The sequence below is a fragment of the Roseovarius sp. CAU 1744 genome (assembly GCF_039839345.1).
Classification (GTDB): domain Bacteria; phylum Pseudomonadota; class Alphaproteobacteria; order Rhodobacterales; family Rhodobacteraceae; genus Roseovarius.
In genome coordinates this window covers 231876-246120 of record NZ_JBDOQV010000003.1, presented here as the reverse complement: position 1 = coordinate 246120, position 14245 = coordinate 231876, and the positions used below count along the sequence as shown (strand labels likewise).

Below are 14245 nucleotides of genomic sequence, written 5' to 3'. Positions count from 1 at the left end.
GGTCTACTCCTTCAGCAGGACACCGGCGGTGTCCGTCCAGGAAAGCCAGACGTCATCTTCCCAGGTGAAAGAGCGGCGTGAGAGGCGTCGGGTATTGGCGGTCTGCGATTTGACAATCTGGCCGTTGGGCAGCTCGACATGGTAGGTCGACAGGTTGCCCAGATAGGCGATATCGAGGATCTTGCCCTGCACGGCATTGGCGGCATCCACCGGCTTTTCGGCTGTGATAGAGACTTTTTCAGGCCGGATCGCCAGGTGGCAGGACTGCCCCTTTGACAGCTGAATGTCGGATTTGGCGTGCAGGATCGGCAGACCTTCGGCAAAGGCGATGTCATAGCCGTCGCCCGCGGGTGTGGCCTTGCCGCTGATGATCGTCACATCGCCGATGAAATCGGCCACGTAGACGGATTTCGGCATCTCGTAGATATTCGCCGGCGTGTCGGCCTGGATGATGCGGCCGTGATCCATGACCGCAACGCGCGAGGCAACGGTCATCGCCTCTTCCTGATCGTGGGTCACGATCACGAAGGTGGTGCCGGTTTTTTCCTGAATGTCCATCAACTCGAACTGGGTGTCCTGACGCAGCTTGGCATCCAGCGCACCAAGCGGTTCATCCAGCAGCAGGAGCTTGGGCGCCTTGGCCAATGACCGGGCAAGCGCCACGCGCTGGCGCTGACCGCCGGAACACTGATGCGGTTTGCGGCGTGCAAATTTTTCCAGGCGGGTAAGCTTCAGCATCTCGGCCACGCGGGCGTCGATCTGATCCTTGGGCATCTTGTCGCGCTTGAGGCCAAAGGCGATGTTTTCCCAGATATTGAGATGCGGAAACAGCGCGTAGGACTGGAACATCATGTTCACCGCGCGCTTGTTGGGAGGGATGGGCGCGATGTCCTGACCGCCCAGCAATATGGTACCTTCGGTCGGTGTCTCGAATCCCGCCAGCATCCGCATCAGCGTGGTCTTGCCGCAGCCCGACGGGCCCAGCAGGGCAAAGAATTCCTGTTCGTAGATGTCAAAGGACTGGTTGTCGATGGCGACGAAATCGCCAAATCGCTTGGTTACATTCCTGAACTGAATAAGCGGTTTCTGGTCCGGATCATTCCACGGTGCGAAAACGGTCTGTCCCATCCCTGTCCCCCATGATGAGAAAGCGGCCGCGCAACAGTTGCTGCGCGGCCCGAAGCCTCAGGTGCCTGACTTGATCTTGGTCCAGAGGCGCGTGACGACGCGCTGGACCTTGGCCGGGTAAGGCGTTGTGGTGAACAGGTTGTTCAGCGTTCCCTCGTCCGGATAGATCGCCGGGTCACCGATCACATCCTCGATCAGGTGCTCCTGGCTCGCCTTGTTGCCGTTGGCGTAATAGACGTAGTTCGACGCATCCGCCATGTTCTGCGCGTCCATGATGAAGTTCAGGAACTTGTGCGCGCCGTCGGGGTTGGGTGCATCAACCGGAATTGCCATCTGGTCGAACCACATCTGCGCACCTTCCTTTGCGGCGTGGTAGGCGATTTCAACGCCGTTTTCGGCCTCGGCGGCGCGATCGCGGGCCTGCAGGATATCACCCGACCAGCCGACGGCGACACAGATATCCCCGTTGGCCAGAGCGTTGATATATTCCGAGCTGTGGAATTTCTGAATATAAGGCCTGATCGGCATGAACACTTCTTCGGTCTTGGCGATGACGTCGGGGTCGTGGCTGTCGGGATCTTCACCGATGTATTTCAGCGCCATCGGGATCATCTCGGCCGGGGCATCAAGGAAGTGCACGCCACATTCGGCCAGCTTGGACATGTTGTCGGGGTTCAGCACCAGTTCGAGGCTGTCGATGGGTGCGTCCTCTCCCAGGATTTCCCGTACCTTGCCGACATTCGCGCCAATGCCCGTGGTGCCCCACATGTAGTTGATCGAATAGGCATTGTCGGGGTCGTACTGTTCGGTGCGCGACTCTACCACGTCCCACATGTTCTCATGGTTCGGCAGTTTCGACATGTCGAGTTTCTGGAACGCGCCCGCGGTGATTTGGCGCTGCAGGAACGTGCCCGACGGCACAACCACATCATAGCCCGAGCCGCCGGCAAGCATCTTGGTCTCGAGCACTTCGTTGCTGTCGAATACGTCATAGATCAGATCGAGGCCGGTTTCCTGCTCGAACTTCTCCAGCAGCGCCTCGTCGATATAGTCAGACCAGTTGTACACCCTTACCTCTTCGGCATGGGCGGTGAGCGCGCCCAGGGCGAGGGTGGCGGTGGTCAGAATCAGCTTCTTCATGTTTTTCTCCCGTTGGTCGGCAAGTCGATTGCCGTGCGCGCGCATTTGATCAAAAAAACCCGCGTCTGGCAATATGGTAATTTTTTCACGCAAGCCTTAAGGTCGCAAGGCAAGACAACTGGAGTGATGAAATTAGCCGATGGCGACAAGGAAACAGGCAGGGAAACCGGTGGTGGGCGGGGTTGGCGAAAACCAGCTGCCGACGCACGAACTGATCTATCGCCAGTTGCGCGAACTGGTCCTGTTCGGCGATCTGGCGCCGGGCCAGGCGGTGACCATCCAGGGGTTGACCGAACGGCTGGGGGCCGGCATGACCCCGGTGCGCGAGGCGATCCGCCGGCTGATTGCCGAAGGGGCGTTGGAATTCCAGGGCAACAGGCGGGTCTGCGTCCCGCAATTGTCGGCGGATAATATCAGTGAACTAATCGTTGCGCGCCAATGGCTTGATCCGCATCTGGCACTGCGCGCGACCGAGCGTATCACCCTGGACGAACTGGATGATCTGACAGTGATGGACGGCGAATTGGACAGCGCCATTTCGGGGGGTGATCTGCGGGCCTATCTTGAGCTGAATTACCGGTTTCACAGACGTCTATACGAGATTGCCGACGCGCCGATTCTGGCCGAGCTGGCGGATGGGCTGTGGCTGCGGTTCGGGCCATCACTCAGGGTTGTCTGCGGCCGGATGGGAACGCAAAACCTGCCGGACAAGCACAAGGACATGCTGGCGGCGATGCATGCGCGCGATGCCGAGCGTGCCGCACGCGCCATTCGTGAAGATGTGATCCAGGGAATGGAACAGGTGCGCCGCTCGCTCGAGCTGTCGGCGGCGGCGCACTGATTCGATTGACATCAAATAATTTGATCATATTCTGGGGGCGAATGTTGGACGCTTGTCCTGACTCTCCCTGATTCCCGGTTTCGAAAGGCCTGACCATGAACATGATCTCGAACCATATGCCGACGGCTGAACTGCAGGCGCTGGATGCGGCGCATCACATGCACCCTTTCACCAACAACGATGAACTGGCCGGGAAGGGCGCGCGCGTCATCACCCGCGCCAAGGGCGTCACCCTGACCGACAGCGAGGGCAACGACATTCTGGATGCGATGGCAGGGCTGTGGTGCGTGAACCTGGGGTATGGCCGGCCGGAACTGGCCGAAGCCGCCGCACGCCAGATGCAGGAACTGCCCTATTACAACACCTTCTTCATGACGACCCATGTGCCGGCCATCGCGCTGAGCACCAAGCTGGCCGAACTGGCGCCGGGCGATCTGAACCACACGTTCTTTGCCGGGTCCGGGTCCGAGGCGAACGACACCAATATCCGCATGGTCCGCACCTACTGGGCCGAACTGGGCAAGCCGGAAAAGAAGGTGATCATCGCGCGTCATAACGGGTATCACGGTTCGAGCGTGGGCAGCGCCAGCCTGGGGGGCATGAAGCCGATGCACGCGCAGGGGGGGCTGCCGATCCCGGGAGTGCATCATATCGGGCAGCCGCACTGGTACGCCGAGGGCGGCGACATGACGCCCGAGGAATTCGGGCTGGCCCGCGCCCGCGAACTGGAAGACGCGATTCACGAACTGGGCGAGGACCGCGTGGCCGCGTTTATCGCCGAACCGATCCAGGGTGCCGGCGGGGTGATCATCCCGCCCAGCACCTATTGGCCGGAAATCCAGCGGATCTGCGACAAGTATGAAATCCTGCTGATTGCCGATGAGGTGATCTGCGGCTTTGGCCGTACCGGCAACTGGTTCGGCAGCCAGACCTTCGGCATCCGGCCCGACATCATGACCATCGCCAAGGGGCTGAGCTCGGGCTATGCGCCGATCGGCGGGTCGATCGTCAGCGACGCGGTGGCCAAGGTCATGGATGCCTGTGAGTTCGTGCATGGGTATACCTATTCCGGCCATCCGGTGGCCTGTGCCGTGGCGCTGGAAAACCTGCGCATTCTCGAAGAGGAAAAGATCGTCGCGAAGGCCGGGTCCGAGACGGCGCCTTACATGAAGGAAAAATGGCAGGGGCTGGCGGATCATCCGCTGGTCGGTGAAGCTGTGATTCAGGGCCTGATGGGCTCGATCGCGCTGACGCCGGACAAGGCCAGCCGCGCGGCATTCGCCGCCGAGGCCGGAACCGCCGGTCTGATCTGTCGCGAAGCCTGTTTCGAGAATTCGCTGGTGATGCGCCACACCGGGGACCGGATGGTGATCTCTCCGCCGCTGGTGATCACCAAATCCGAGATCGACATGCTGGTCGACCGCGCCTGGAAGGCGCTGGACATCACCTACAAGAAGTTGAGCGATGACGGGCTGCTGAAAGCCGCCTGACACGAACTTTGGCGCGTAACCGGAGCTACGCGTCAATTTCCGTTGCTGCGCCCCCGATATGGGTGATGTCGGGGACGCGCTGCTTGACCCCGAGGGATGGCAGGGCTGGGGAATCACCATTGCCTGACGCAGATGGCCCGGGATCGCGACATCCCTGCGCGCGGCTGATCCCCTTGCCGCCTCAGTCCTTGACGAACATCTTGCGCGGACGGTTGCAGAAGGTATGTGCCGGACCGTCCTCGGTAATCAGGATCGATTCGGTGATCTCAAGCCCCCAGTCATCCATCCAGAGCCCCGGCATGAAATGGAAGGTCATGCCCGGTTCCAGCACGGTTTCATCCTCGGCGCGCAGGCTGATCGTGCGCTCGCCCCAGTCGGGCGGATAGCTGAGGCCGATGGGATACCCGCAGCGCGCGCCACGTTCGATCCCGGCGCGTTCAAGCGGGGCAGCCAGCGCGTTGGCGATGTCGCAGGCACGGTTGCCGGCGCGGGCGGCCTCCAGCCCGGCTTCGAGCCCCTCGGTCAGCGCGGCCTCGGCTCGCAGGATCGTGTCGCCGGGTTTGCCCAGGAACAGCGTACGGCAGAAGGGCGCGTGATAGCGCCGGTAACAGCCGGAGATTTCAAAGAAGGTTGCTTCGCCCTTCTGAAACTCGCGCCCGTTCCATGTCAGGTGCGGGGCCGCGGCATCCGAACCCGACGGCAGCAGCGGCACGATCGCCGGGTAATCGCCCCAGGCGCCATCGACCCCGCGAATGCCGTCGCGGAAGATTTCGGCGGTGATCTGGTTCTTGGGCACGCCCGGCTCGACCCGTTCCAGAAGCCCGTCGATGATCTTTTCCGAGATTGCCGCCGCCTTGCGGATGCAGGCCAGCTCCTCATCGGATTTGACGGCGCGCTGCCAGTTCACCAGCGCGGTGGCGTCCACGAATGTGGCGTCGCCCAGCTCGGCCTGCATCACGGCAAAGGCCTTGGCCGAGAAATAATAATTGTCCATCTCGACGCCGATCCGCCCGGTCGCGCGGCCCATGTTCCTGAGCCGCTGCGCCAGGTCCTGCATCGGGTGGCGCACGGTGGATTGCACGAAATGATCCGCATAGCCCTGAACGCGATCGTCATCCATCCACACGGTGCGCACGCCGCCATTGGCATCCTGTCGCCTGCCCCACCAGATCGGATCGTCATCGGGAAAGATCAGAACGCCCTGATGCACGTAGAACGACCAGCCGTCATAGCCGGTCAGCCAGTTCTGGTTCGACGGGTCGGTGACGAATAGAACGTCGATTCCGGCCTTGTCCATTGCCGCGCGAGTCTTGGTCAGCCGCCGCTGGTATTCGCCCTGCGAGAAGGGGAGGTCTTTGTGGATCATGGTCAAACCTGTTCATTTACCTGTGGCCCATATTGGCCGCTGTTCGGCAGACTGCCCCAAGAATTGCGGCAAAGCACGTCGTTTTCGCACAAGCAGCCCGCCGGTGCGTTGACCTTATGTCAAACCTGTCCAAGAGTGTGCGGCAGTTCTGGAGGAAAGAGATGCAGCTGACGCTGGCAGATATTCACGCGGCGGCCCGGGTGATCCGTGGAGTGGCGGATGCGACGCCGCTGGTGCCGTCGCCGTTCATGACGGCCCGGACCGGGGCGGATTTTCTGCTGAAGCTGGAAAACATGCAGCCCATCGGCGCGTTCAAGTTGCGCGGCGCGATGAATGCCGTGGCTGCGCTGGATCCGGATGTGGCAGGTGTGACCTGTTGTTCCACCGGGAACCACGGGCGCGGCGTGGCCTTCGCGGCGGCACAAAGGGGGCTGCGCGCGGTGATCTGCATGTCGTCGCTGGTGCCGCAGGCCAAGGTCGACGGGATCAAGGCGCTGGGCGCTGAGGTGCGCATTATCGGCACCAGCCAGGATGACGCGCTGGCGGCCTGTCAGCAGTTGGTGGCTAAGGACGGCCTGGTCGAGATTTCGCCTTTCGACGATCCGCATGTTATCGCCGGCCAGGGGACGATCGGGCTTGAGATCATGGCCGCGCGCCCGGATGTCGACACGCTGCTGGTGCCGGTCTCGGGGGGTGGTCTGGCCTCGGGCGTGGCGCTGGCGGCCAAGGCGATCAAGCCCGGCGTCAGGGTGATCGGCATCAGCATGGACCGCGGCGCGGCGATGTATGCCAGCCTGAAGGCCGGCAAACCCGTCGAGGTCGAGGAACATGCCTCGCTTGCGGATAGCCTGGGTGGCGGGATCGGGTTGCAGAACCGGCTGAGCATGGCGATGTGCCGCGACCTGCTGGACGATCTGGTATTGGTCAGCGAAGAGGACGTCTATCATGCCATGCAGGCGCTGTATTTCGAGGATCGCATCGTGGCCGAAGGGGCTTGCGTGGTAGGGCTGGCGGCGGTCATGTCCGGCAAGGTCACGCCAGAGGGGCCGACCGCCACCACGATCACCGGGCGCAATCTGGATATGCACATGTTTACCCGGATCGTGACCGGACAGGACATCACGCTTGGCGACATCACGGTGCCGGGCCGGCCCTACGAGGCCGCATCGTGATGCGGCTTGCCCGCCTGCCGGGATGTCCGCCCGCGGGCTGCAGCATGGATGCACCGGCGCGGGGCATGGCCGGGGCATGAAGCTGGGCATCTATCAGTGTATCGCGGCGGGCCGATCCCCAGAGGCGCGTCTGGCCGTGCTGGAGCAGCATCTTGAAGGTCAGGAACTGGACCTGCTGGTCTGTCCCGAGCTGTTCCTGTCGGGGTACAATGTCGGGCGCGACATCGACCGGTTGGCCGAGCCGCCCGATGGCCCGTTCGGGCGCAAGATGGCGGCGCTGGCACAGAAATACCGGTGCGCGATAGCTTATGGCTATCCGGAGCGGGCGGACACGGGCCTGTATAATTCGGCGGCGCTATACGATTCCGGCGGTCTGCTCTTGGCCACCCACCGCAAGCAGCTGCCATCGCCCGGCAGTTTCGAGGAACAGGCATTTGGCCGGGGTGACGGTGTGACCTTTGCCGACATACGTGGTTGGCGGGTGGCGATGATCATCTGCTACGAGGTCGAATTTCCCGAAACCGTCCGGCAGGCGGCGCAGGGCGGGGCCGATCTGGTGCTGGTGCCCACGGCCCTGGGTGCGGATTGGGGGGTGGTCGCGCAAAAGATCCTGCCGGCGCGGGCGTTTGAGAATGGCGTCTGGCTGGCCTATGCCGATCATGCGGGCGCGGAAAACGGCGCGCGCTACTACGGTGGCAGCCGGATCGTTGCGCCGGATGGCGCGGCGGCGGCGGTCGCCGGTCAGGATGAGGTGCTTATCATCGCCGAGATCGACCGGGACAAGGTCCGCATGATGCAGGCGCGCCTGCCGTATCTGCGCGATTGCGGGATGTTGTGAGATGCGATGTTGAAACTTGATGAACGAGATATTGCCATTCTGCGGGTGCTTTCCGAGGAGGGGCGGGTCAGCAACGCGAAACTGGCGGAACGCGTCGGCCTGTCGGCCAGCCCCTGCTGGGAGCGGGTGCGCAAGCTGGAACAGGCCGGGATCATCGAAGGCTACCGCGCGCGTATCAGCCTGAAAAAGCTGGCACCGGTGATGACCATATTCGTGACCGTGGAACTGACCGACCACACTGCCGCCGCCTTCCGCGTGTTCGAAAGGCATGTGCAACAGCTGGCGGAGGTGACGGCGTGCTGGGCCCTGGGGGGCGGTTTCGATTATCTGATGCAGGTGGTGGTGCGGGATATTGATGCCTATCAATCGCTGATGGACGCGATGTTGGAGGCGAATGTCGGGCTGGCGCGCTATTTTACCTATGTGGTGACCAAGGATGTAAAAGGGTCGTCCATACCGCCGCTGGATCAGATCTTGGGCTGAGGGTGGCGGCGCAGAAGATTCTTCTGCACATGCCTGCAAGTTCGGATACACGATCTGGTGATGCCGGTGCATCTTCGCGCCTGGACAAGACGACTTGGAATCAGGGGCAGACCATGCTGAGAAACGATCAACTGGCGGAATGGGATCGCGACAATTTCTTTCACGCTTCGACCCATCTGGCGCAATTCGCGCGCGGCGAATTGCCCAACCGGGTGATCACCGGCGGCAGCGGCTGCCATATCGAGGACCGCGACGGCAAGCGCCTGCTCGATGCCTTTGCCGGGCTCTATTGCGTCAACGTGGGCTATGGCCGCGAGGATATCGCCGAGGCGATTGCCAGGCAGGCGAAGGAGCTGGCCTATTACCACGCCTATGTCGGCCACGGGACCGAGGCCAGCATCACGCTGGCCAAGATGGTGCTGGATCGCGCACCGGCAAACATGTCCAAGGTCTATTTCGGGCTTTCCGGTTCGGACGCGAACGAGACCAACGTCAAGCTGATCTGGTATTACAACAACATCCTCGGGCGGCCCGAGAAGAAGAAGATCATCTCGCGCTGGCGGGGCTACCACGGCTCGGGGCTGATGACGGGCTCGCTCACCGGGCTGGAGCTGTTCCACAAGAAATTCGACCTGCCGCTGGCGCAGGTGATCCATACGGAGGCGCCGTATTACTTCCGCCGCGACGATCTGGACCAGAGTGAAGAGCAGTTCGTGGCCCATTGCGCCGCCGAACTGGAGGCGCTGATCGAGCGCGAAGGGGCCGACACCATCGCCGCCTTCATCGGCGAGCCGGTGCTGGGCACCGGGGGCATCGTGCCGCCGCCCGAAGGGTACTGGCAGGCCATCCAGGCGGTGCTGAAGAAACACGACATTCTGCTGGTCGCGGACGAGGTGGTGACGGGGTTCGGCCGCCTGGGTACGATGATGGGCTGCGATCATTACGGGATCGAAGCCGATCTCATCACCATCGCGAAAGGGCTGACATCGGCCTATGCGCCGCTATCGGGCAGTATCGTCAGTGACAAGATGTGGAAGGTGCTGGAGCAAGGGACGGACGAGAACGGCCCCATCGGTCACGGCTGGACCTATTCCGCCCATCCCATCGGAGCGGCAGCAGGGGTTGCCAACCTGAAGCTGCTGGACGATCTGGACCTGATCGCAAACAATCGCGACACCGGGGCCTATTTGAACAAGACCATGACCGACGCGCTGGGCGATCATGCCCATGTGGGCGACGTGCGCGGAGAGGGGATGCTCTGCGCCGTGGAGTTCGTCAAGGATCGGGACAGCCGCCGTTTCTTTGCCGCGGAGGACAAGATCGGCCCGCAGATTGCCGCGGCACTGGCCGCCGAGGGGGTGATCGGACGCGCCATGCCCCAGGGTGACATACTGGGATTCGCGCCGCCCTTCTGCCTGACCCGGCCCGAGGCGGACGAGATCGTGGCAAAAACCGTCACCGCCGTGCAGGCCGTGCTGGGCTGATGGACCGGATCGGTCCGATTTGCCGGCGAATCAGGCCCTTGCCGTGCAATGCCGGCATCGGCCGCCGGTCCTGGCGACTAAATTCCTCTTTCAGTTCAGTGAAGAGAACTAATTTCATCGCAAGGTCGCGAATTCGGCTAAAAATGCCGTACTCTGCTTGCATCGCGTCCGATTTGACGTTTTAGTTTGGCGCGAACGCGGGAAAATCGCGAATAAACATAACGGGGAGCTCCAATTGGCAGAGCCAGCAAACAACGATGCGTTCGTTGAATTTGAACGTGTGCAAAAAAGCTATGATGGCGAAACGCTTGTCGTAAAAGATCTCAACCTCGCGCTGCCGAAAGGCGAGTTCCTGACAATGCTCGGGCCGTCCGGTTCCGGCAAGACCACCTGCCTGATGATGCTGGCCGGTTTCGAGACCGCCACCCATGGCGAGATTCGCCTGGCCGGGCGCGAGATCAACAACATCCCGCCGCACAAACGCGGCATCGGCATGGTGTTTCAGAACTACGCCCTGTTTCCGCATATGACGATCGCCGAAAATCTCAGCTTTCCGCTGGAAGTGCGCAAGATCGGCAAGTCGGAGCGGGAAGAAAAGGTCAAACGCGCGCTCGACATGGTGGAAATGGGGGCATTTGGCGGCCGTCGCCCGGCGCAGCTGTCCGGCGGCCAGCAACAGCGGATCGCCTTGGCGCGGGCGCTGGTGTTCGAGCCCGAACTGGTGCTGATGGACGAACCCCTGGGTGCGCTCGACAAGCAGCTGCGTGAGAAGATGCAGTTCGAGATCACCAACCTGGCGCATGATCTGGGCATCACCACCGTCTACGTGACCCACGACCAGACCGAGGCGCTGACAATGTCGGACCGGGTTGCGGTCTTTGACGACGGCCGCATCCAGCAGATCGCCCCGCCAGATACGCTCTATGAAGAGCCGGAAAACAGTTTCGTGGCCCAGTTTATCGGTGAGAACAACACGCTGATGGGCACGGTCAAGGAGATCAAGGGTGATCTGGCGCTTGTTGAGCTGGACGATGGCGAGGTTATCGACTGCAAGCCTGTCAATGTCAGCAAGGTGGGCGAACGGACCCGCGTGTCGATCCGGCCCGAACGGGTCGAATTCAACAGGAGCCGCCTGAAGGAAGGCGCGCATACGCTGAAGGCCGAGGTGCTGGAATTCATCTATATGGGTGATATTTTCCGCACCCGTCTCAGGGTTGCCGGCAATGACGAATTCATCGTCAAGACCCGGAACGCGCCGGATCAGATACGGCTGGAACCGGGCACGCAGCTGGAAATCGGCTGGCTGCCGCAGGATTGCCGGGCGCTTGATGCGTAATAGATTTGGAATATCGCGTCCCTTCTCAACGCGATGAACAGCGGGTGCCATGGTCAAGCCCGTGGCCGGGCCCCGAAGATGAGAGTGACGGGTATACTTTAGGGAGAAACCAGTATGAAACTTACCAGAACTCTGCTTGCCACGACGGCTCTGACTGTCGCAGCGGGCGCTGTTGCCGCCCAGGAAATGACCATCGTGTCATGGGGCGGCGCCTATTCGAAATCGCAAAAGCTAGCCTATCACGACCCCTATTCGGAAAAGACCGGCGTGACCATCATCAACGATGACAGCTCGGCCGAAGCGGTTGCGAAACTGCGGGCGATGGACGAAGCAGGCAACATCACCTGGGATGTGGTTGACGTTGTGGCGGCAGACGCGATCCGTCTGTGCGACGAGGGGCTGGCGATGGAAATCGACGCCGACACGCAGCTTGCCGCAGCACCCGATGGCACGCCCGCATCCGAGGATTTCGGTGACCTGCTGGTCAGTGATTGCTTCATTCCGCAGATCGTCTATTCGACCACGTTCGGCTATCGCACGGACATGGTCGGTGACACACCGCCGACCGATATCTGCGCGGTTTTCGATCTGGAATCCTATCCGGGCAAGCGCAGCCTTGAGAAACGTCCGATCAACAACATGGAATGGGCGTTGCTGTGCGACGGTGTCGCCAAGGAAGACGTCTATGACGTTCTGGCCACCGAGGAAGGTCAGGATCAGGCGCTGGCCAAGCTCGACACGATCAAGGATCAGGTTGTCTGGTGGAATGCCGGTGCGGACACGCCGCAGCTGCTGGCCGATGGCGAGGTCGTCATGGGCTCTACCTATAACGGCCGCCTGTTCAGCGTGATCGAAGAGCAGAAGCAGCCCGTGGCCATGCTGTGGGACGCGCAGGTGTTCGATCTGGACGGCTGGATCATTCCCGCCGGTCTGAGCGAAGAGCGTAAGCAGCGCGCACTGGACTACATCATGTTCGCCACCGACACGCAGCGTCTTGCGGATCAGGCCAAGTACATCTCGTACGGTCCTGCCCGCAAATCGTCGGCTCCGCTGGTTGGCAAACATGCCGATCTGGGCATCGACATGGCACCGCATATGCCGACCGACCCGGAAAACGCCAAGAACACGTTCCTCTATAACTACGAGTTCTGGGCGGATTACCGCGATGACATCGACGCCAAATTCCAGGCGTGGCTGGCGCAATAAGCCGGTTTGAAAACAAGGAGGGGGCCGCGTGCCGGCCCCTTCGCTGCCCGGCCAGCAAGGCGTGGGGCACAATAATAAGACGACGGGGATGACATGAGTGACACTGCAGAGACCGGCCCGGTTCTGGCCGCGGATGGCACACCGCTGAAACGCAGCCTGGCGCGGGCGCTTCGTGTGCAGAAGATGCGTGCCTTGCTGCTGATTGCACCGCTTCTCATCTTTGTTCTCTTTACCTTCGTCGTGCCGATCGTCGAGATGCTTTTCCGATCGGTCGAGAACGAGATCGTCGAAAACACGCTGCCCCATACCACAGAGGCACTGAGCGCCTGGGACGGAACCTCTGATCAGGTGCCATCGGAAGAGGTCTTCCAAGCGTTCTATTTCGACATGTTCGCTGCCGCGGAACTCAAGCGGCACACGAGGTTGGGTACACGGCTGAACTACGAAGAAAGCGGGTTTTCGTCGCTGTTCCGTCAGAGCGGCAGGAAACTGGATGATATCGGCAAGGATTACCGGAAAGCCTTCGATAACGTCGATGAAAGCGCTGTCGAGCCGGAAACCTGGTATGAACTCGTGCGCGGTGCCGATGGCGCGCCGCGCGCGGATGACCTGGTTGCGCGCGAGCGAAGCCGGCTCTCGACGCTCAGCGATGCCGGTGTCCGCGGAACGCTGAGTTTTGCGCCGTCGGCTGAAATTGCCGAACTGCTGCCGCTGACCGCCCGCAACTATACCATTTTCGCGCTCTATACCGAGCTGGTCGAGGGAAAAGAGGCCGTCAAGACCAAGCCGTGGGAATCGATCTATGTTGCGCTTGCCGCCGATCTGGCCGCTGCCGATGTTGCCGGCTACGAGGGTCCGCATGCGCAGCTGCTGCGCGAACTGGCCGCAGATCCAGAAGCGTCCGCCCCGCCGGTGTTCAGCGCGGTGTTCGAGGATATCGACAAGGAATGGGTCAACCCCGCAACCTGGCGCACGATTCAAACCCATGCTTCGCCCTATACCGGCGGTTATTTCCTGAACGCGGTGGACATGCGCAAGACGCCCGAAGGCGCGCAGGCGCAGCCCGAGGACAAGCAGATCCTGGTCAAGTTGTTCGTCCGGACGCTCGTCATGTCGCTGGCCATCACCGGTTCGTGTATCCTGCTGGGCTATCCGGTGGCCTGGATCCTGGCGAACCTGCCCACGGCCAAGGCCAACCTGCTGATGATCCTCGTGCTGTTGCCATTCTGGACATCGCTGCTGGTGCGGACCTCTGCCTGGAAGGTCATGTTGCAGCAACAGGGTGTCATCAACGATGTTCTGGTCTGGATCGGGCTGGTCGATGACGCGAACCGGCTGATCATGATCAACAACCAGTTCGGCACGATCGTGGCGATGACACATATCCTGCTGCCCTTCATGATCCTGCCGATGTATTCGGTGATGCAGACGATCAACCCCACTTATCTGAGGGCTGCGAAATCCCTGGGCGCGACCAACTGGACCGCCTTCTGGCGGGTCTATTTCCCGCAGTCGGTTCCGGGGATCGGCGCGGGATCGATCCTCGTCTTCATCCTGGCGATCGGCTATTACATCACGCCCGAGATCGTCGGCGGAACCAAGGGTGTCTTCATCTCGAACCGGATTGCCTACCACATCTCAAGCTCGCTGAACTGGGGTCTTGCGGCCGCGTTGGGGACGATCCTGCTGGCGGCGGTTCTGATCCTCTACTGGGCCTATGACAAGATCGTGGGCATCGACAACGTGAAGCTGGGGTAACGC

At 61.5% G+C, this 14245-nt stretch carries 12 protein-coding genes; 9 read left to right on the top strand and 3 right to left on the bottom strand.

Going from position 1 to position 14245, the window contains the following annotated elements:
* Positions 1-3: 3 nt before the first annotated feature.
* Both AAFO92_RS07650 and AAFO92_RS07645 read right to left on the bottom strand, forming a co-directional pair.
* Positions 4-1128 (bottom strand): ABC transporter ATP-binding protein, encoded by a 1125-nt coding sequence (locus AAFO92_RS07650; protein WP_347534122.1) that lies wholly within the window; start codon positions 1126-1128, stop codon positions 4-6.
* 57 nt (positions 1129-1185) lie between these two features.
* Complete coding sequence (locus tag AAFO92_RS07645) at positions 1186-2268, bottom strand: polyamine ABC transporter substrate-binding protein (protein WP_347534121.1); 1083 nt, start codon at positions 2266-2268, stop codon at positions 1186-1188.
* A 139-nt stretch (positions 2269-2407) separates the two neighbouring features.
* On the opposite strand from AAFO92_RS07645, the gene AAFO92_RS07640 reads away from it, so the two are divergent.
* Together AAFO92_RS07640 and AAFO92_RS07635 are read left to right on the top strand one after the other, a co-directional pair.
* A complete protein-coding gene (locus AAFO92_RS07640) occupies positions 2408-3109 on the top strand; it encodes a GntR family transcriptional regulator (protein ID WP_347534120.1) in 702 nt (233 codons plus the stop codon).
* A 95-nt stretch (positions 3110-3204) separates the two neighbouring features.
* A complete protein-coding gene (locus AAFO92_RS07635) occupies positions 3205-4599 on the top strand; it encodes an aspartate aminotransferase family protein (RefSeq protein WP_347534119.1) in 1395 nt (464 codons plus the stop codon).
* Positions 4600-4780: 181 nt separating this feature from the next.
* Here the strand turns inward: AAFO92_RS07635 and AAFO92_RS07630 are convergent, their stop codons facing one another.
* Positions 4781-5965, bottom strand: a complete 1185-nt coding sequence (locus tag AAFO92_RS07630) for a M24 family metallopeptidase (RefSeq protein WP_347534118.1) — start codon at positions 5963-5965, stop codon at positions 4781-4783.
* A gap of 161 nt (positions 5966-6126) precedes the next feature.
* Here AAFO92_RS07630 and eutB point away from each other — a divergent pair, with 161 nt between their 5' ends.
* The 7 genes from eutB to AAFO92_RS07595 all read left to right on the top strand — a co-directional run bounded on the left by eutB (position 6127) and on the right by AAFO92_RS07595 (position 14242).
* Positions 6127-7137, top strand: a complete 1011-nt coding sequence (gene eutB, locus AAFO92_RS07625; RefSeq protein ID WP_347534117.1) for a hydroxyectoine utilization dehydratase EutB — start codon at positions 6127-6129, stop codon at positions 7135-7137.
* A gap of 76 nt (positions 7138-7213) precedes the next feature.
* Entirely contained in the window at positions 7214-7975 is a 762-nt protein-coding gene (locus AAFO92_RS07620; protein ID WP_347534116.1) for a carbon-nitrogen hydrolase family protein, read from the top strand.
* Positions 7976-7984: 9 nt separating this feature from the next.
* On the top strand, positions 7985-8458 hold the full coding sequence (locus tag AAFO92_RS07615; RefSeq protein ID WP_347534333.1) for an Lrp/AsnC family transcriptional regulator: 474 nt from the start codon (positions 7985-7987) through the stop codon (positions 8456-8458).
* 113 nt (positions 8459-8571) lie between these two features.
* Complete coding sequence (locus tag AAFO92_RS07610; protein WP_347534115.1) at positions 8572-9942, top strand: aspartate aminotransferase family protein; 1371 nt, start codon at positions 8572-8574, stop codon at positions 9940-9942.
* Positions 9943-10177: 235 nt separating this feature from the next.
* Entirely contained in the window at positions 10178-11278 is a 1101-nt protein-coding gene (locus AAFO92_RS07605; RefSeq protein WP_347534114.1) for an ABC transporter ATP-binding protein, read from the top strand.
* A gap of 114 nt (positions 11279-11392) precedes the next feature.
* Positions 11393-12484 carry an extracellular solute-binding protein gene (locus AAFO92_RS07600; RefSeq protein WP_347534113.1) on the top strand — a complete coding sequence of 364 codons (1092 nt, stop codon included), beginning with the start codon at positions 11393-11395 and terminating at the stop codon, positions 12482-12484.
* A gap of 93 nt (positions 12485-12577) precedes the next feature.
* Positions 12578-14242, top strand: a complete 1665-nt coding sequence (locus tag AAFO92_RS07595; protein ID WP_347534112.1) for an ABC transporter permease — start codon at positions 12578-12580, stop codon at positions 14240-14242.
* Positions 14243-14245 lie beyond the last annotated feature (3 nt).